General features: G+C 71.8%; 16 protein-coding genes and 1 pseudogene. 12 read left to right on the top strand and 5 right to left on the bottom strand.

The window, feature by feature from the left end; all coding sequences use genetic code 11:
• Positions 1-82: 82 nt before the first annotated feature.
• Positions 83-559, top strand: a complete 477-nt coding sequence (locus JF597_RS26725) for a MarR family transcriptional regulator (RefSeq protein ID WP_089098733.1) — start codon at positions 83-85, stop codon at positions 557-559.
• Positions 560-650: 91 nt separating this feature from the next.
• On the opposite strand, the gene JF597_RS26720 is transcribed toward JF597_RS26725, so the two are convergent.
• From JF597_RS26720 to JF597_RS26710, 3 genes are all read right to left on the bottom strand, one after another.
• Positions 651-1886 (bottom strand): MFS transporter, encoded by a 1236-nt coding sequence (locus JF597_RS26720; RefSeq protein ID WP_293999764.1) that lies wholly within the window; start codon positions 1884-1886, stop codon positions 651-653.
• A gap of 417 nt (positions 1887-2303) precedes the next feature.
• Positions 2304-3260, bottom strand: a complete 957-nt coding sequence (meaB, locus tag JF597_RS26715; protein WP_293999761.1) for a methylmalonyl Co-A mutase-associated GTPase MeaB — start codon at positions 3258-3260, stop codon at positions 2304-2306.
• Between the two features lie 60 nt (positions 3261-3320).
• On the bottom strand, positions 3321-4526 hold the full coding sequence (locus JF597_RS26710; RefSeq protein ID WP_293999759.1) for an acetyl-CoA C-acetyltransferase: 1206 nt from the start codon (positions 4524-4526) through the stop codon (positions 3321-3323).
• 148 nt (positions 4527-4674) lie between these two features.
• Here JF597_RS26710 and mce point away from each other — a divergent pair, with 148 nt between their 5' ends.
• The 8 genes from mce to JF597_RS26670 all read left to right on the top strand — a co-directional run bounded on the left by mce (position 4675) and on the right by JF597_RS26670 (position 15226).
• Positions 4675-5115: a methylmalonyl-CoA epimerase gene (gene mce, locus JF597_RS26705; RefSeq protein ID WP_293999756.1), complete on the top strand. Its 441-nt coding sequence runs from the start codon at positions 4675-4677 to the stop codon at positions 5113-5115.
• 222 nt (positions 5116-5337) lie between these two features.
• Positions 5338-9186, top strand: coding sequence for a polarized growth protein Scy (gene scy / locus JF597_RS26700; RefSeq protein ID WP_293999753.1), 3849 nt, complete (start codon positions 5338-5340; stop codon positions 9184-9186).
• Between the two features lie 195 nt (positions 9187-9381).
• A complete protein-coding gene (locus JF597_RS26695) occupies positions 9382-10317 on the top strand; it encodes a cellulose-binding protein (protein WP_093499039.1) in 936 nt (311 codons plus the stop codon).
• 159 nt (positions 10318-10476) lie between these two features.
• The gene (locus tag JF597_RS26690; protein WP_293999749.1) at positions 10477-11247 is read left to right on the top strand and encodes a maleylpyruvate isomerase family mycothiol-dependent enzyme; all 771 of its coding nucleotides are present in this window, start codon (positions 10477-10479) and stop codon (positions 11245-11247) included.
• Between the two features lie 41 nt (positions 11248-11288).
• Entirely contained in the window at positions 11289-12245 is a 957-nt protein-coding gene (locus JF597_RS26685; protein ID WP_293999746.1) for an ABC transporter ATP-binding protein, read from the top strand.
• A gap of 1 nt (position 12246) precedes the next feature.
• Positions 12247-13023 carry an ABC transporter permease gene (locus tag JF597_RS26680; protein WP_293999743.1) on the top strand — a complete coding sequence of 259 codons (777 nt, stop codon included), beginning with the start codon at positions 12247-12249 and terminating at the stop codon, positions 13021-13023.
• A 122-nt stretch (positions 13024-13145) separates the two neighbouring features.
• On the top strand, positions 13146-14348 hold the full coding sequence (locus tag JF597_RS26675; protein ID WP_293999740.1) for an ATP-binding cassette domain-containing protein: 1203 nt from the start codon (positions 13146-13148) through the stop codon (positions 14346-14348).
• On the top strand, positions 14345-15226 hold the full coding sequence (locus JF597_RS26670) for an ABC transporter permease subunit (protein WP_293999737.1): 882 nt from the start codon (positions 14345-14347) through the stop codon (positions 15224-15226). The genes JF597_RS26675 and JF597_RS26670 overlap by 4 nt, the downstream gene beginning before the upstream one ends.
• A gap of 29 nt (positions 15227-15255) precedes the next feature.
• Here the strand turns inward: JF597_RS26670 and JF597_RS26665 are convergent, their stop codons facing one another.
• Entirely contained in the window at positions 15256-15597 is a 342-nt protein-coding gene (locus JF597_RS26665) for an ATP/GTP-binding protein (RefSeq protein WP_293999735.1), read from the bottom strand.
• Positions 15598-15820: 223 nt separating this feature from the next.
• Here JF597_RS26665 and JF597_RS26660 point away from each other — a divergent pair, with 223 nt between their 5' ends.
• The gene (locus JF597_RS26660; protein WP_293999732.1) at positions 15821-16849 is read left to right on the top strand and encodes an LLM class flavin-dependent oxidoreductase; all 1029 of its coding nucleotides are present in this window, start codon (positions 15821-15823) and stop codon (positions 16847-16849) included.
• Between the two features lie 103 nt (positions 16850-16952).
• Here JF597_RS26660 and JF597_RS26655 read toward each other — a convergent pair whose 3' ends face one another.
• Positions 16953-17345 carry an SCO5389 family protein gene (locus JF597_RS26655; protein WP_093499046.1) on the bottom strand — a complete coding sequence of 131 codons (393 nt, stop codon included), beginning with the start codon at positions 17343-17345 and terminating at the stop codon, positions 16953-16955.
• A 298-nt stretch (positions 17346-17643) separates the two neighbouring features.
• Here JF597_RS26655 and nucS point away from each other — a divergent pair, with 298 nt between their 5' ends.
• Entirely contained in the window at positions 17644-18315 is a 672-nt protein-coding gene (nucS, locus tag JF597_RS26650; protein WP_217554505.1) for an endonuclease NucS, read from the top strand.
• A 260-nt stretch (positions 18316-18575) separates the two neighbouring features.
• Positions 18576-19014, top strand: a pseudogene (locus JF597_RS26645) (hypothetical protein); the annotation flags it as partial.

Here is a 19014-nt window from a genome sequence, read left to right as displayed (position 1 = left end):
GCGGAGTGTGACATCGAACGCGTGCGCACCGTCACACCACCCTCACTAGTTCGCCTTTCAACATTTTAGGTAGACTTCAATCATGGAGACCGAGACGGCCACGCGCTGGCTGACCGATGCGGAGCAGTGCGCCTGGCGCACCCACCTGGAGGTCAACAGGCTGTTGACGTACCAGCTCGAAAAGGACCTGCAGCCGTTCGGCCTGACAATGAACGACTACGAGATCCTGGTGAACCTGTCCGAGTCGGAGGACTACCGGATGCGGATGAGCGACCTCGCCTCCGCCACCCTCCAGTCCAAGAGCCGGCTGTCCCACCAGATCACCCGCATGGAGAACGCGAACCTGGTCCGCCGCGAGAACTGCGAGTCCGACCGCCGCGGGCTGTTCGCCGTCCTCACCGAGCACGGCATGGAGACGATGAAGAAGGTGGCGCCACATCATGTCGCCTCCGTGCGACGGCACTTCATCGACCTGCTGTCGCCGGAGGCACTCATAGAGCTGGACAAGGGCCTCAAGCCGATCGCGGAGCACCTGCGGGGGCAGCGCGGGCGCCCGTGACGGCTGTGCGGTAGCTGAACGGCGGACGGGGGTTCAGGTCCCGTCCGCCGTTCGTTTTCTCCGGATGGGGCCGGTGTGACCTACGGCGCTGCTACCGCCGCATGGGCGCGAGCAGCCCCCACCGGCCCGCCGCGGAGACGGCCCGCACGGCGACGGCGGCCACGACCGCGACACCCCCCGACAGCGCGAAGCACACCCACAGCGGAACCGATCCCACCAGCAGGCCGGCCACCACCGACCCACCCGAACTCCCGGCGTTCACCGCCGCGTTCACCCAGGCCCCGGCCCGGGTCCGCTCCCCCTCCGCCGCCGTCTCGTCGGCCAGCAGATACGCCGTCGTCAGGGTCGGAGCCACGAACGCCCCCGCCACCGCCATGGCCGCCGCCAGCGTCCACATCCCGGGCGCGGACCCGGCGGCCACCAGGACCACCCCCAGCCCCGCCGCAAGCCACGCCAGCCGCTCCCCCGCCGGACGGCGCCACTCCACCGCCCCGTTCAGCAGCCCTCCCACCGCGCTGCCCGCGGAGAGCGCGGCCAGTACCCAGGGGACGGCCCCGTCGCCGTACGACCGCTGCTCCGCGAACGCCATCACCAGCAGGTCCGCCGCGCTCAGCGCCAGACCGAGGCCGGCGGCCGCCACGACCGGCGCCGCCGGGAAGCGTCCGGGCGATCGGCCCCGCTCCCTCTTCGGCGGGACGGCCCCCCGCACCGCCGGTGACATCACGAACACACACGTCCCGGCCAGCATCAGCACCGCGCTCAGCAGCAGCCCCGCCGGCGGCGGACCGAACCGCAGCAGCAGGCCCACCAGCGCCGGCCCCGACACGAACAGCAGTTCCTCTGCGACTCCGTCCAGGCTGTACGCCCGCCGCAGCAGGGCGGGGTCGTCGACCAGCTCGCCCCATACCGCGCGCATCGCGGGGCCGAGCGGCGGTGCGACGCAGCCGGTGAGCGCGGCGGCCACGGCGAGGGCCGCCGGTGGCGTACCCGGCCGCCAGGTCAGGGCGGCCAGGAGGCAGAGCAGAACGCTGTAGACGGCCGCCAGGGGCGGCAGGGCGCGCCGTGGGCCGTAGCGGTCCACCAGGGCCGCCCGGGCGGGCAGCAGGACGACCACGGTGCCGCCGAAGAGTGCCATCACCAGACCGGAGACGGCATAGGAGCCGGACGCCCTGGTCACGGAGAGCAGCACGGACAGCGAGACCGTGCCGTAGGAGAGACGGGCCGCGAGGGCGGCCAGGAAGGTGTGGCGCGCGTGCGGGACGCGCAGGACGGCGGCGTAGGAGGGCCGCCGGGCAGGTGAAGGGCGCGACGAGGTCAACGCGGACATGAGTGAGTTCCTCGGGCAGAGGCGGAAGAGGGGACACCTGAGCGCGCCACGGCATGGGGTCTTCACATGCCGGTGGCGGCGCCGGGTGCGCTCTTACGCCAAGGAGAGGAACATGCCGCTCAAGCTAGCAGCACGGACGAGGACTCGTCCGCGCTGTTGCCGCATCTGGGCGGGGACGCTCACCGGCGTTTACAGGTCGCCGCCCGCGCCCACCCTCCCCCACGCTCGGCTTCGCTCGCGCGGGGGGAACCCCCATCGCCCCAGCGGCACGACTGCCCGCGGCTGGATGAATGACACGGCTGGACAGCGCGCCCCAAAGGGGCGCTGGGGGTACCACCGGCCGAAGGCTGGCGGGAGAACTGCGCGACCAGCCCCCTCCCGCCCGCAGCCGGGGGACGGCCCGCGCCCCTACGGCGGCTAGCCCTCCGTCAACCCCGCCACCAGCTCGTCCGCCGCCCGGTAGGGATCGAGCTCGCCGGCCACGATGCGGTCCGCGAGAGCGTCGATGTGGCGGTCGCCGTGCAGGTCGCCGATGCGCGCCCGCAGGGCCGTCACCGCGATGGTCTCGACCTCGCGGGCGGCGCGGGCCACGCGGCGTTCCGCAAGGACGCCCCGCTCCTCCATCCAGGCGCGGTGTTTCTCCAGGGCTTCCACCAGCTCGTCGACGCCCTCCGCCCGCGCGGCGACCGTCTTGACGATCGGGGGCCGCCAGTCGCCCGGGCCGCGCGACTCGCCGAGGCCCAGCATGTGGTTCAGCTCGCGGGCCGTGGCGTCCGCGCCGTCCCGGTCGGCCTTGTTGACGACGTACACGTCGCCGATCTCCAGGATCCCGGCCTTGGCGGCCTGGATGCCGTCGCCCATGCCGGGGGCCAGCAGCACCACGCTGGTGTCCGCCTGGGAGGCGATCTCGACCTCCGACTGGCCGACGCCGACCGTCTCCACCAGGATCACCTCGCAACCCGCCGCGTCCAGGACACGGATGGCCTGGGGAGCCGCCCAGGCGAGGCCGCCCAGGTGGCCCCGCGTCGCCATCGAGCGGATGTAGACGCCGGGGTCGGACGCGTGGTCGGACATGCGGACGCGGTCGCCGAGCAGGGCGCCTCCGGAGAAGGGGGACGACGGGTCGACCGCCAGCACGCCGACCCGTTTGCCCTGTTTGCGATAGGCGGTCACGAGCGCCGACGTCGAGGTCGACTTGCCGACTCCCGGCGAGCCGGTCAGGCCCACGACGTAGGCATTGCCGGTCAGCGGCGCGAGCGCCGCCATGACCTCCCTGAGCTGCGGGGACGCCCCCTCCACCAGGGAGATCAGACGGGCCACCGCACGCGGTCGGCCCTCCCTGGCCTGGGCCACCAGTGAGGAGACGTCCTGCATCACAGCTCCGTTCGCTCCGTTTCGCTTGCGTTCGCTTCCGTAAGGCTCAGCGAAACGTACTCAGGCCTTCGGTACCCGCACGATCAGCGCGTCACCCTGGCCGCCGCCACCGCACAGCGCGGCCGCGCCGACCCCGCCGCCCCGGCGCTTGAGCTCCAGGGCCAGGTGCAGGACGAGCCGGGCGCCGGACATGCCGATGGGGTGCCCCAGGGCGATGGCTCCGCCGTTCACGTTCACCTTTTCGGTGGACACCTCGAGGTCCTTCATTGACTGGACGGCAACGGCGGCGAAGGCCTCGTTGATCTCGATGAGGTCCAGGTCGCCGACCTCCAGGCCCTCCTTCTCGAGGGCGTGGTTGATGGCGTTCGACGGCTGGGACTGCAGGGAGTTGTCCGGTCCGGCCACGTTGCCGTGGGCGCCGATCTCGGCGAGCCACTCCAGGCCCAGCTCTTCGGCCTTGGCCCTGCTCATCACGACCACGGCCGCCGCGCCGTCGGAGATCTGGGAGGAGCTGCCGGCGGTGATCGTGCCGTCCTTGGTGAACGCCGGGCGGAGCCTGCCCAGCGACTCGGCCGTGGTGTCGCCGCGGATGCCCTCGTCCTTGCTGAAGACGACCGGCTCGCCCTTGCGCTGCGGGATCTCGACCGGGGTGATCTCGGCCTCGAAGATCCCGTTCTTCTGGGCGGCGGCGGCCCGCTGGTGGGACAGGGCGGCGATCTCGTCCTGCTGCTCGCGGCCGAGGCCGAGGCGGGTGTTGTGCTTCTCGGTCGACTCGCCCATCGGGATGTTCTCCCAGGCGTCGGTCAGGCCGTCGTACGCCATCGCGTCGAGCATCTCGATCGCGCCGTACTTGAAGCCCTCGCGGGACTTGGGGAGCAGGTGCGGGGCGTTGGTCATGGACTCCTGGCCGCCCGCGACCACGATGTCGAACTCGCCGGCGCGGATCAGCTGGTCGGCCAGCGCGATGGCGTCCAGGCCGGAGAGGCACACCTTGTTGATCGTGAGGGCCGGGACGCTCATCGGGATGCCGGCCTTCACGGCGGCCTGGCGGGCCGGGATCTGCCCCGCGCCGGCCTGGAGCACCTGTCCCATGATCACGTACTGCACCTGGTCGCCCCCGATTCCCGCACGGTCGAGGGCGGCCTTGATCGCGAAGCCGCCGAGGTCGGCTCCGGAGAAGGACTTCAGCGAGCCCAGCAGTCGTCCCATGGGCGTACGCGCGCCCGCGACGATCACCGAGGTAGTTCCAGAGGTTCCAGAAGTCATGAGCTGCGAATCCCCTTCCGGCTGCACTGCCGAGGAGTGAACGAGGGTTTACTTCGAATGTATTGCGTGGCACTCCGTGCCGTCATCGGGCCGTCAGTGTGATCGCTGGCACGTTGCGTAACCACCGCCGTGGCGCTGCACTGAATCCATGCTGACGCGAATCGACCACATCGGGATCGCCTGCCACGACCTCGACGCGACCGTCGAGTTCTACCGGGCCACGTACGGCTTCGAGGTGTTCCACACCGAGGTCAACGAGGAACAGGGCGTGCGCGAGGCCATGCTCAAGATCAACGAGACGTCCGACGGCGGTGCCTCCTACCTGCAGCTTCTCGAACCGACCCGGGAGGACTCGGCGGTCGGCAAGTGGCTCGCGAAGAACGGCGAGGGGGTGCACCACATCGCCTTCGGTACGGCGGATGTGGACGGGGACGCGGCCGAGATCCGCGGCAAGGGCGTACGCGTTCTGTACGACGAGCCACGGATCGGCTCCATGGGGTCGCGGATCACCTTCCTGCACCCGAAGGACTGCCACGGCGTACTGACAGAACTGGTCACTTCGGCGGCTGTTGAGTCACCTGAGCACTGACCCTCGTACATATGGGCCGGTAGGGTTGGGGGCGGTCGTCCCTTCGCACGTTCGCAGGGCCGGGGCGGCCGCATGCCGGGGTCCGGGTTTCGGGGGACGAGCGTCGGGGCAGCAGCCCGTGCTCCGCCGTTGATCTGACACCATTCCCCGGGGGCCCCGTTCGGCGGATGGACGGAGCTCGTTCGGAGAAGGTTGCGACCAGGGGACGGATGGGACCGCGCAGTGCGGGGCTACGAGAGCCAGGAGCGAGAGCCGGCGGCTGACGTCGACCACCTCTCTCGGTTCGAGGCCGAGATGAAACGGCTGAAGACCGAGCGGGAAAAGGCGATCCAGCATGCCGAGGACCTCGGCTACCAGGTCGAGGTGCTGCGCGCCAAGCTGCACGAGGCGCGGCGCACCATCATGTCCCGGCCCGCGTTCGACGGCGGTGACATCGGCTACCACGCCGAGCAGCTGCTGCGGAACGCCCAGGTGCAGGCCGACCAGATCCGCCAGGAGGCGGAGCGGGTGGCCGCGGAGGCCCGGGCGCAGACCCAGCGGATCCTCCAGGAGCACGCCGAGCAGGCCGCGCGGCTCCAGGCCGAGCTGCACCAGGAGGCGGTGACCCGCCGCCAGCAGCTGGACCAGGAGCTGGCCGAGCGCCGGCAGACCGTCGAGTCGCACGTCAACGAGAACGTGTCGTGGGCCGAGCAGCTGCGGGCGCGCACCGAGTCGCAGGCCCGGCGGCTGCTCGACGAGTCGCGGGCCGAGGCCGAGCAGGCCATGGCCGCCGCCCGGGCCGAGGCCCAGCGGCTGACCGACGAGGCCCGGCAGCGGCTGACCAGCGACGCCGAGGCGGCCCGCACGGAGGCCGAGCAGATCCTGCTGCGCGCCCGCCGGGACGCCGAACGGCTGCTGAACGCCGCGTCCACGCAGGCCCAGGAGGCCACCGACCACGCGGAGCAGCTCCGCAGCTCCACCGCGACGGAGTCGGACGCCGCCCGTCGGCAGGCGAGCGAGCTGAGCCGGGCCGCCGAGCAGCGGATGGCGGAGGCCGAGGAGGCGCTGCGCAAGGCGCAGTCCGAGGCCGAGAAGCTGGTCGCCGAGGCCGAGGCCAACGCCTCGAAGGCCCTCTCCAGCGCCGAGGCCACCAACGAGCAGCGCACCCGCACCGCCAAGGAGCAGGTCGCCCGGCTGGTCAGCGAGGCCACCAAGGACGCCGAGGCCACCAAGGCGAGCGCCGAGCAGGTCGTCGCCGACGCCAGGGCCGAGGCCGAGAAGATCATCGCCGAGGCCTCCGAGAAGGCCCGCAGCCTCACCGCCGAGGAGAGCGCCTCCCAGCTGGCGAAGGCCGCCAAGACCGCCGAGGACGTCCTGAACAAGGCGTCCGAGGAAGCCAAGCGGACCACCAAGGCCGCCGCCGAGGAGGCCGAGCGGATCCGCACCGAGGCGGAGACCGAGGCCGACCGGCTGCGTGCCGAGGCGCACGACATCGCCGAGCAGCTCAAGGGCACGGCGAAGGACGACACCAAGGAGTACCGCGCCAAGACCGTCGAGCTCCAGGAGGAGGCGCGCCGGCTGCGCGGCGAGGCCGAGCAGCTGCGGTCCGACGCGGTCGCCGAGGGCGAGTCGATCCGTGCCGAGGCCCGGCGCGAGGCCGTGCAGCAGATCGAGGAGGCGGCGAAGTCCGCCGAGGAGCTGCTCGCCAAGGCCAAGGCGGACGCCGACGAGCTGCGGCAGACCGCGACCACGGACAGCGAGAAGGTCCGCACCGAGGCCATCGAGCGCGCCACCACGCTGCGCCGGCAGGCCGAGGAGACGCTGGAGCGCACCCGCCAGGAGGCCGACCGGCTCCGTGCGGAGGCCCAGGAGCAGTCCGACGCGATGCGGGCGGACGCCGAGCGGGCCGCGGCCGAGCTGCGCGAGGAGACCGAGCGGGGCGTCGAGGCCCGGCGCGCGGAGGCCGCCGAGGAGCTCACCCGGCTGCACACCGAGGCCGAGGACCGGCTCACGGCCGCCGACCAGGCGCTGACCGAGGCGCGCGAGGAGGCCGGCCGGATCCGCCGGGAGGCCGCCGAGGAGACCGACCGGCTGCGCGGCGAGGCCGCCGAGCGGATCCGCACGCTCCAGCAGCAGGCCGAGGCCGAGGCCGTGCGGCTGCGCGACGAGGCGGCCGCCGACGCGTCCGTGTCCCGGGCGGAGGGCGAGGCCGTCGCCGTACGGCTGCGGTCCGAGGCCGCGGCCGAGGCGGAGCGGCTCAAGCAGGAGGCCCAGGACACCGCCGACCGGGTCCGCGCCGAGGCGCAGGCGGCCGCCGAGCGGCTGTCCACCGAGGCGTCCGAGACGCTGGCCGCCGCCCAGGAGGAGGCCGCCCGGCGGCGCCGGGAGGCCGAGGAGCTCCTCGGTTCGGCCCGTCAGGAGGCCGACCAGGAGCGCGAGCGGGCCCGCGAGCAGAGCGAGGACCTGCTGGCGCAGGCGCGCAACCGGGTCGAGGAGGCACAGGCCGAGGCCGTACGGCTGGTCGAGGAGGCGGACCGGCGGGCCACCGAGATGGTGTCGGCCGCCGAACTCCACGCCCAGCAGGTGCGGGACTCGGTATCCGGGCTGCACGAGCAGGCGCAGGAGGAGATCACCGGGCTGCGCTCGGCCGCCGAGCACGCCGCGGACCGCACCCGGCGGGAGGCCGAGGAGGAGTCCGACCGGGTCCGCGCCGATGCCTACGCCGAGCGGGAGCGGGCCAGCGAGGACGCGACCCGGATCCGTCGCGAGGCCAACGAGGCGTCCGAAGCGGCGAAGGCGCTGGCCGAGCGGACCGTCGCCGACGCGGTGGCGGAGTCGGAGCGGCTGCGTTCCGAGGCGGCGGCGCACGCCCAGCGGGTGCGCACCGAGGCTTCCGACACCATCGCCCAGGCGGACCAGGACGCCGCGCGCACGCGTGCCGAGGCGCGTGAGGACGCCAACCGGATGCGTTCGGACGCGGCGACCCAGGCCGACACCCTCATCACCGAGGCGCGCAGCGAGGCCGAGCGGCTCCAGAACGAGACCATCACCGAGGCCGACCGGGTCCGCGCCGACGCGATCGCCAAGGCGGAGAAGCTGATCTCGGACGCCACCGGCGACGCGGAGCGGCTGCGGGCCGAGGCCGCCGAGACGGTCGGCTCCGCCCAGCTGCACGCCGACCGGACCCGTGCCGACGTCGAGCGGCTCAGGGCGGACGCGGAGGCCGAGGCGGAGCGCATGCTGAACGCGGCCCGCGAGGAGGCCGACCGCACCCTCGACGAGGCCCGCAAGGACGCCAACAAGCGCCGTCAGGACGTGGCCGAGCAGGTCGACACGCTCATCAACGAGACGACCGCCGAGGCGGACAAGCTGCTCACCGAGGCTCAGCAGCAGGCGATGAAGACCACCGCGGACGCCGAGTCGCAGGCCGACACCATGGTGGGCGCGGCCCGCAAGGAGGCCGACCGGCTGGTGTCCGAGGCCACGGTCGAGGGCAACACGCGGGTGGAGAAGGCCCGTACGGACGCGGACGAGCTGCTCGTCGGCGCCCGCCGGGACGCCACCGCCATCAGGGAGCGGGCGGAGGAGCTGCGCGAGCGCATCACCGCCGAGATCGAGGAGCTGCACGAGCGGGCCCGCCGTGAGGCCGCCGAGACCATGAAGTCCACCGGCGACCGCTGTGACGCGCTCATCAAGGCCGCCGAGGAGCAGCTCGCCAAGGCCCAGGCCAAGGCCAAGGACCTGGTTTCGGAGGCCAACTCGGAGGCGGGCAAGGTCCGGATCGCCGCCGTCAAGAAGGCCGAGGGGCTGCTCAAGGAGGCCGAGCAGAAGAAGGCCACGCTGGTCCGGGAGGCCGAGGAGCTCAAGGCCGAGGCGATCCGCGAGGCCCGCCGCACGGTCGAGGAGGGAAAGCGCGAACTGGAGATCCTGGAGCGCCGGCGGGAGAACATCAACGGCGAGATCTCCCGTGTCCAGGACGTCCTGGAGGCGTTGGAATCCTTCGAGGCCCCGTCGGCCGGCAAGGACGGCGGGGTCAAGGCGGGCAGCACGGTGGGCGCACCCCGATCGGGTGGCAAGTCGTCAGAAGGCTAGAGAGCCGGGCCGGTTCTGTAGTGTTCTGAGGCTTTTGATTAAATCTGCGGCAGAGGCTTTGGCAAGCGATCTCACAGCTAGCCACCCAAAAGGGGTGTCATTCTCCAGATCAAACACGTATCCGCTCGATGACACACCGCTTCGGCCCCTAGGATTCCCCCTATCACCTCACCGGTCTCTTTCGACAGGAACCCCATGAGCGACACTTCCCCCTACGGCTTCGAGCTAGTGCGGCGTGGGTACGACCGCGCTCAGGTGGACGAACGGATCTCCAAGCTCGTCTCCGACCGTGACAGCGCTCTCGCCCGCATCACCGCTCTGGAAAAGCGCATCGAGGAGCTCCACCTCGAGACGCAGAACGCCCAGGCCCAGGTAACCGACGCGGAGCCGTCGTACGCCGGCCTCGGCGCGCGTGTCGAGAAGATCCTCCGCCTCGCCGAGGAGGAGGCGAAGGACCTGCGCGAGGAGGCCCGGCGCGCGGCCGAGCAGCACCGCGAGCTCGCCGAGTCGGCGGCCCAGCAGGTGCGCAACGACGCAGAATCGTTCGCTGCGGAGCGCAAGTCCAAGGCCGAGGACGAGGGCGTCCGGATCGTCGAGAAGGCCAAGAGTGACGCCTCGCAGCTGCGCGCCGAGGCCCAGAAGGACGCGCAGTCCAAGCGCGAGGAGGCGGACGCCCTCTTCGAGGAGACCCGCGCGAAGGCCGCACAGGCCGCCGCCGACTTCGAGACGAACCTCGCCAAGCGCCGCGAGCAGTCCGAGCGTGACCTCGCTTCGCGTCAGCAGAAGGCGGAGAAGCGTCTCGCGGAGATCGAGCACCGCGCGGAGCAGCTGCGCCTGGAGGCCGAGAAGCTGCGCACCGACGCCGAGCGCCGGGCCCGCCAGACGGTCGAGACGGCGCAGCGCCAGGCCGAGGACATCGTTGCGGACGCGAACGCCAAGGCCGACCGGATCCGCTCGGAATCCGAGCGCGAGCTCGCCGCGCTGACCAACCGCCGCGACAGCATCAACGCCCAGCTGACCAACGTCCGCGAGATGCTGGCCACGCTGACCGGCGCCGCGGTGGCCGCTGCCAGCTCCCCGGCGGAGGACGAGCCGATCTCCCGCGGGGTTCCGGCCCAGCAGTCCCGCTGACGCACCGCCCGAGAACGGCCTCCTCGCCGTCCGAACGAAGGCCCGCATCTCCCTCCCGGGGGCGGTGCGGGCCTTCGGCCTGTTCGGCCTGCTCGTCCTGGTTGGCGGGGGCCGGAAAATCCGTGTCCCGCCGATGCAGCCCGGTGATACACATCCGGGGTGCAGAAGACTCCGGAATTCACCGATCTGCTGCGGCTGATCGACGAACGGTCGACCGCCTTCGGTGCCGCGGTGGCCGCCGCGCCCGGCCTCGGCATACAGGTGCCGACGTGCCCCGAGTGGACCCTCTTCGACCTGGTACGGCACCTCGGGGAGGGGCGGCGCAAGTGGGCCGCCATCGTCGCCGCGGGACCCGCCGACGCTCCCCCGGCCAGGTCCGTGTGGGACACCCCGGCGGCGCCTCGGGACCGGGAGGCCCTGCTGGACTGGTGGACCGCATCGGCGCGGCAGCTGCTGGACGCACTGCGCCGGTACGGCCCGGACCGCGGCTGCTGGACCTGGTGGGGTACGTCGCAGTCGCCGCAGACCGCCGGTGCCGCCGCCCGGCACCAGCTGTACGAGATCGCGCTGCACACCTACGACGCCCAGCTCACCGCGGACGCCCCGCGGCCGCTGCCCGACGAGCTGGCACTCGACGGTGTCGACGAGTTCCTGTCCACCTGCTGCGCGACCACGGCCCGCTGGCCGCACGAGCCCGCCGTCGTCGACTACCACGCCACCGAGGGCCGCTCATGGCGCCTGTGGCTCTCCGCCGACGGCGCCCGGACGGCACCCCTCCCCGCTCCCGCCCCCACGCCCGACGCCTCGCTCACGGGCCCGGCCGGCGAGCTGCTCCTCGTCCTGTACGGCCGGATCCCGGTGGCCGCCTTGAAGGCCGACGGCGACCGGCGCGTCTTCGACCGGCTCCTGGCCTGGGACCCGGAGGAGTAACTCCGGTGGCAGGCCCCATATGCCGGTCTTAGCGTGGCCGCATGATCGAGCTGGCGGGCCTGACCAAGCGCTACGGCGACAAGACGGCGGTCGACGACCTCACGTTCACCGTCAGACCCGGCATCGTCACGGGGTTCCTCGGACCCAACGGTGCCGGGAAGTCCACCACCATGCGGATGATCCTCGGGCTCGACCACCCCACGGCCGGCCGGGTGCGGATCGACGGCAAGCGGTACGAGCAGCTCAAGGACCCGCTGTCGTACGTCGGGGCGCTGCTCGACGCGAAGGCCGTGCACGGTGGCCGCAGTGCCTTCAACCACCTGCTCTGCCTCGCGCAGAGCAACGGGATCCCGCGGGCGCGGGTGGCCGAGGTCCTTGACACCGTCGGGCTGACGGCGGTGGCGCGGAAGAAGGCCAAGGGGTTCTCGCTCGGCATGGGGCAGCGGCTCGGGATCGCGGGGGCGCTGCTGGGCGATCCGCGGATCCTGATGTTCGACGAGCCGGTGAACGGGCTCGACCCGGAGGGGATCCACTGGATCCGGACCCTGATGAAATCGCTGGCCGCCCAGGGGCGGACCGTGTTCGTCTCCTCGCACCTGATGAGCGAGATGGCGCTGACCGCCGACCACCTCGTCGTCATCGGGCAGGGACGGCTGCTCGCCGACACCTCCATGGCGGACTTCATCCGGACCAACTCGCGGTCGTACGTCCGGGTCCGCTCCCCGCAGCGCGAGCGGCTGCTCGACGTGCTGCACGGCGCCGGCATCACCGTCGTCGAGACCGGCACCGGCGCCCTCGAGGTGGAGGGCGGGAAGGCCGAGCCGATCGGGGAGCTGGCCGCGCAGAACGGGGTCGTGCTGCACGAGCTGAGCGTCCAGCAGGCCTCGCTGGAGGAGGCGTTCATGCAACTGACGGCGGAGTCCGTGGAGTACCACGCGCACGCCGACTCGCCCCCGGTGACAGAGGCCTGGGGCACCGGCTGGGACAAGGGAGCCTGACATGGCCGTCGTCACCCAGGTCGTACGGTCCGAATGGACCAAGATCCGGTCCGTCGCCTCGACGGTGTGGACGCTGTCGCTGGCCGTGGTGGTCACCGTGGCCATCGGGACGCTGCTCTCCGGGCTCGCGAACAGCCAGTTCTCCAACATGCCGGCCCGGGAGCGGCTCTCCTTCGACCCGACGAACATCAGCTTCGCCGGGATGACGCTCGGGCAGCTGGCGATGATCGTGTTCGGGGTGCTCGTCGTCTCCAACGAGTACAGCACCGGCATGATCAGGGTCTCGCTGGCCGCCGTGCCGCAGCGGGCCACCTTCCTGTTCAGCAAGATCGCGGTCGCGGCCGGCCTGGTGCTGGTGGTCGGCATGGTGACCAGCTTCGCCGCCTTCTTCCTCGGCCAGGCGATGCTCGGCTCGCACCGGGCCCACCTCGGCGACCCCGGGGTGCTGCGCGCGGTCGTCGGCGGCGGGCTGTACATGACGCTGATCGCGATGTTCTCCATGGGGGTGGCCGCGATGCTGCGCTCGCCGATGCTGTCGCTGGGCATCCTGATGCCGTTCTTCTTCCTGATCTCCAACATCCTCGGCAACGTCGACGCCACCAAGAAGATCGGCCGGTTCCTGCCGGACCAGGCGGGCAGCCACATCATGCAGGTGGTGCCGAGGGTCGGCGACGACGTCCCCTACGGACCCTGGGGCGGGCTCGGGATCATGGCGCTGTGGGTGGTCGCGGCACTGGCCGGCGGGTACGTCCTGCTGAAGCGGCGCGACGCCCAGTGACCGGGTCTGTCGCCGGAAGTCTTTACATGCTCTTGGGCGGAACCGTCAGCGCCCCGATATCCTCCTAACCCTTACGGGGGGCGTCTGCCCCGCTGTCCTGATCCTTTCGATGGGTGCGGAGCATGATCGAGGCTGTCGGCCTGACCAAGCGCTACGGCGACAAGACCGCCGTCTACAACCTTTCCTTCCAGGTACGCCCCGGAGCCGTCACCGGCTTCCTCGGGCCGAACGGCTCGGGCAAGTCGACGACCATGCGGATGATCCTGGGCCTGGACAACCCGACCGCCGGCTCGGTGACGATCGGCGGCTTCCCCTACCGAAAGCTCCCGAACGCCGCCCGCCAGGTCGGCGCGCTGCTCGACGCCAAAGCGGTGCACGGCGGCCGGTCCGCCCGCAACCACCTGCTCTCCCTGGCCCAGCTGTCCGCCATCCCGGCCCGCCGGGTCGACGAGGTGCTCGGCGTGGTGGGCCTCCAGGGAGTGGCCGGAAAGCGCTCCAAGGGCTTCTCGCTCGGCATGGGCCAGCGCCTCGGCATCGCCGCCGCGCTGCTCGGCGACCCCCAGGTGCTGCTCTTCGACGAGCCGGTCAACGGCCTCGACCCCGAGGGCATCCTCTGGGTGCGCAACCTGATGAAGTCCCTCGCCGCCGAGGGCCGTACGGTCTTCGTCTCCTCCCATCTGATGAGCGAGATGGCGCTGACGGCCGACCACCTCATCGTCATCGGCCGGGGCCAGCTGCTCGCCGACATGAGCGTGACGGACTTCATTTCGGCCAACTCCGCCGACTTCGCCCGCGTGCGCACCCCGGACACCGAGCCGCAGCTGCGCGAGAAGCTCAGCTCGGCGCTGACCGAGGCCGGCGGCCACGTCATGCCGGAGCAGGACGGCGCGCTCAGAGTGACCGGGCTGCCGCTGCCCCGGATCAGCGACCTCGCGCACGAGGCGGACGTACGGCTGTGGGAGCTCTCGCCGCACCAGGCCTCCCTCGAGGAGGCGTACATGCGGATGACGCAGGGCGCCGTCGACTACCGGTCCTCGACCGACCAGAAGGCGGGCCTCCAGCAGCCCCTGCCGCCGGGCGCCCTGCCGCCGATGCCGGTGCCGGGACAGGGCCAGCCGGGCTGGTACGCCCCGCCGCCGCCCCAGCAGGACGGCCGGCCGTTCGGGGGGCTGTACGGACCGCCGAGGGCGCCCGTCGCACCTCCCGCCCCGCAGGGCCCCTACGGGCCTCCGCAAGCCGCTCCCAACCCCTATGCGGCCCCTGCCCCCGCCCCTGCACCTGCCCCCGCTCCCGCCGACCTGACCAAGCCCGAGGACGCCCGATGAGCACCCACCAGCCTCCGCTGCCGCAGGCCGCCCCGTCCGCGCCCGACTGGCAGGCGGCGCCCGGCGGTTCGTATCCCGGATACGTCTCGCCGATCCCGGTGGTGCGCACCCACCTCGGCCACGCGATCGCCTCCGAGTGGACGAAGATCAGGTCGGTGCGTTCGACGCTCTGGACGCTCGGTGTCTTCGTTCTCCTCGTGATCGGCATCGGCCTCCTGGCCGGCGCGGTGGTCAGCGACTCCTCCTCGTCCGGCGACCTGTCCGGCGAGAGCGCGCTGTCGCTCGGCTTCTTCGGCCTGCTGCTCGGCAGCATGTGCATCATCACGCTCGGCGTCCTGACGACCGCCTCGGAGTACGGCACCGGCATGATCCGTACGACGATGGTGGCCTGCCCCTCCCGTGCGCGCGTACTCGCGGCGAAGGCGATCGTCTTCTTCGCGGTGGCGTTCGTGATCACCCTCGCGGCCAGCGCGTTCGTGGCCATGACGCAGGTGTCGATGCTGAGCGGCGTCGCCCGGACGCCGACCGGCGGGGAATGGCTGAAGGGCACCGTCGGCGTCAGCCTCTACATCGCGCTGCTCGGGCTGCTCTCGCTGATCATCGGCTCGGTCATCCGGCACTCGGCGGGTGCCATCACCATCATGATCGGCGCGGTGCTCGCCCCGCTGGTGATCGCCTTGTTCATGTTCTCCCAGTCGCTGGAGAAGGTGCGCACCGCCCTGTTCGAGTACTCGATCCCGAACCAGCTGAGCGTCTTCTACTCCAACTCCCTCAGCGATTCCGGCCCTTCGGGCTGGGACCCGCTGTGGATCATCCTGGGCGTGACGGCCGTCGCGTTCGCGGGCGCCTACGCCCTGCTGGAGAAGCGGGACGTCTGATTCCGCCCCGGAACCTCGGCTCCGTAACTTCAGAACTTCGGCGCGTTCCTGGACCGTTGCACCCGCGTGGTGCGGCGGTCCTTCGCGTTCCAGCAGGCCTTGTGCCAGTGCCGGCGCTCGTCCACGCCGGAGTGCTCCGGCCACGCCACCACGTGCGGGACGCCGGAGGCGATCACCTGGTCGCAGCCCGGGCAGCGGTACGTCTTGCCGACCGCACTGGCGCCGGCCACGTGCCGCACGCTCCACTCCTCGCCCTGCCAGCTCTCGCTGGACTGCCAGCCGCCATAGCGGTCCGCACGGTCGTCCTCGGCGCTCCGGCCGGACGAGGCCGCTCCGTTCGGGCCCTTGGGTCGGTTGCGACGCGGGGACACGGGACACCTCTCGGGGCTATACAGGAAGCACGGGCTGTGTCCAGCCTACGACGCGCGCGCGGGGGTACGCGTAGGGCACCAACCCAGACAAGTCCCCCTCCAGGGCGACCCATTCTCCAGACAATCCGCAAATCTCTCCGTCAGGCCGTGTCCTCGGCACGTGTCAGACGGTTATGCCCGGTGGGGGAGCTCCGGGTCGGAGCCAGGAAAGCAGGAAGAAACGATGCGCGTAGGTAGTTTTGTGCTGGCCGCCCAGTTCCCGGGCCAGGGCCAAGGGGAGGCCCTGCACCGGGCGGTGCGCACGGCGGAGGTGGCCGAGGAGTCCGGTCTGGACGCGGTCTGGCTGGCCGAGCACCACTTCGTGCCGTACGGCACCTGCCCGTCCGCGGTCACGCTGGCGGCCCTGCTGCTGGGCCGTACCCGGCGGCTGCGGGTCGGTACGGCGGTGAGCGTGCTGCCCACCGTCCACCCGGTCGCCCTCGGCGAGCAGGCCGCGCTGCTGCACGTGACGAGCGGCGGCCGCTTCACGCTCGGCGTGGGGCGGGGCGGGCCCTGGGTGGATCTGGAGGTCTTCGGAGCGGGCCTGGAGGCGTACGAACAGGGCTTCCCCGAATCACTCGATCTGCTGATGCGCTGGCTGCGCGAACCCGCCGTGTCGGCCTCCGGTCCGCGCTTCTCGTTCCGTGAAGTCCCCGTCGTACCGCGGCCGTCGGAGGCGCTGACGGAGGAACCCGGGCCGGAGGTGGTGGTCGCCTGCACCTCCGCGGCGAGCATCCGGCTGGCGGCCGAGCGGGGGCTGCCGATGCTGCTCGGGATGCACGTCGGCGACGAGGAGAAGGCCGAGATGGTCGCGTTGTGGCGGCAGCACGCGCGGGCGGCCGGGCGACCGGGCGACGAGATCGCCGCGGCGGCCCATGTCTCGGCCGGCGTCTGCCAGATCGCCGACAGCCGCACCGACGCCGCGGAGACCCTGACGAAGGCGATGCCGGGCTGGCTGAAACAGGGCCTGGAGGCGCATGTGACGGTGGACGGCCGGTTCCGCTCGATGCGGGATCCGCTCGCATACACCGAACTGCTCTGCGGACTCCACCCGGTGGGTACCCCGCGGCTGTGCGCCGACCGGCTCGCCGCGACCTCCGAGCGGACCGGCATCTCCCGCTTCGCCCTGCTGACCGAAGGCTCGGGGGATCTGGCGGCCACGGAGGAGAACGTACGACGGCTGGGGGCCGAGGTGCTGCCGCACCTCCGGTGACCCCACCGCCGCGGGGAGCTTGCCGCCCCAGTGACTGATGCACCTCCCGCGTGTGGAGCGGCAAGCAAGCGGCTCACTGCGTCAGCAGTGGCGGAGCACGGCGTCAGCAGTCCCGGAGTTCCGGGGACTGGTTCAGGAGCTGGTTGCGCACAGAGGTGAAGCGGGCCAGCGTCTCGTCGACCGAGGCGTCCAGCGGGAACACCGCCACACGGTGGCAGTTCTGGAAGGCCAGCCGCACACCGAAGTGCCGCTGCAGGGCGCCGCGTATGGCGTCACTCGCGAGCGCACGCAACAGCTGACCGCGTGCCTGCTCGTCCGGCGGGGGCGTCTGGTTGTCGGCGAACTCTCCGCCGTCCACCTTCAGCTGGGCCACCAGGGAGCTGATCATCTCCCATGCGTAAGGCAGGGAGGTCCGGACGCAGTCGACGAAATCTGCTTCGTCGACCTCGCCTCGCTCGGCCTGTTCGAGTAGGGCCGGTGAGACGTCGAGCGACATGGGTACTCCTCTCGCACCCCCGAACAGCAGGGGTTGGCGGACAGGTAAGGGAGTTCGCGATACCGAACACGCTGAGTACACAATCCGCGACCTCCCGTTTACTACGGTAGGCAACCTGCGGTGCCCCCACCAGGAGATTGCGTATATGCGACGGTCCCTTTAGGCACACAATCGGCCAGGGTTGAACAGGCGTGTGCAGGAGACTCTCCAGGACCGGTCGCGAGGGGCCGGCCGGAGGGGGCTGGAGGGGGCTGGGCGAATCGCGTCGAGGGCGGCGCGTCGAGTAGCGTTGCCGACCATGCGTCTCGTCATCGCCCGGTGCTCCGTCGACTACGCCGGCCGGCTCACCGCCCACCTTCCCTCCGCTCCCCGCCTGATCCTGGTCAAGGCGGACGGCAGTGTCTCGATCCACGCGGACGACCGGGCCTACAAGCCCCTCAACTGGATGTCGCCGCCGTGCACCCTCAAGGAGGGCACGGGTGACGAGGCCGGCGTCTGGACCGTCATCAACAAGGCGGGCGAGAAGCTCATCATCACGATGGAGGAGGTCCTGCACGACTCCTCGCACGAGCTGGGCGTCGACCCCGGCCTGATCAAGGACGGCGTGGAGGCGCACCTCCAGGAACTCCTGGCCGACCGCATCGAGACCCTCGGCGACGGCTACACCCTCATCCGGCGCGAGTACATGACGGCGATCGGCCCGGTGGACATCCTCTGCCGCGACGCCGAGGGCCAGACGGTGGCCATCGAGATCAAACGCCGCGGCGAGATCGACGGCGTCGAGCAGCTCACCCGCTACCTGGAACTCCTGAACCGCGACCCCCACCTCGCCCCCGTCCGGGGCATCTTCGCGGCCCAGGAGATCAAGCCCCAGGCAAAGGTCCTCGCCACGGACCGCGGCATCGGCTGCACGATCCTCGACTACGACGCCCTGCGCGGCATCGAGGACGACAAGCTGCGCCTGTTCTGACCAGCCGGGCCGAGGGCCCTGAACAAGGCCGACGAACCAGGGCCGGTTCCAGGACCGCCGACGGCCACTCCCGCCGGCTGCTGCCTCAGTTGTCCCCGTCCCGCTTCTCCCCCGCCACCCGACACCGCCGCGACGGCGCTCAGCCGCTGCGGCGGTGTCCGGCGGTGCCGGACCGGCCCGAGCCGGGCTCGGCGGCGGTTCCCTGAGACGGGCCTGGGCGTCCCACGCGTGGCGCGTGGGACGCCCGGTCTCAGATCAGGGTGCCGGTCGACGTTCCCGTGCCGCTGCTCTCCGACGCGCTCGACGTCGCGACGCTCGGGGAGTCGGAAGCGGGGCCGCTCGCCGAGTCGCTGGTGGACGGGGTCTCGCTCGGGGCCGATGACGAGGGCGACGGCGACGGGCTCGCCGGCTGGGACTCGGACTTCGACGGGCTCGGGGACGGCGACTTCGACGGTGACGGCGACTTGGAAGGCGACGCCGACGGCGAGTGTGTCGTCCCGCCCCCCGACGACCCCTTCGTCCCCGTGGCCGAAGCCGAAGGCGTCTTCGTGTCGGAGGGGGGTGTCGGGTCGTCCGAGGTGCCCAGGGTGCCGTCGGGGCCCGGGTCCGTCGGCTTGGTGGTGGCCGTGCCGGCGTCGCCGGTGCCCGAGGTCTGCCCGGGGTCGGCGTCCAGGCTGCCGTCGCCCGTGCCCTCGCTCG

The sequence above is a fragment of the Streptomyces sp. genome (genome assembly GCF_019510245.1).
In the GTDB taxonomy this organism is placed as follows: Bacteria; Actinomycetota; Actinomycetes; order Streptomycetales; family Streptomycetaceae; genus Streptomyces.
This window is presented reverse-complemented; position numbering and strand designations above follow the sequence as displayed.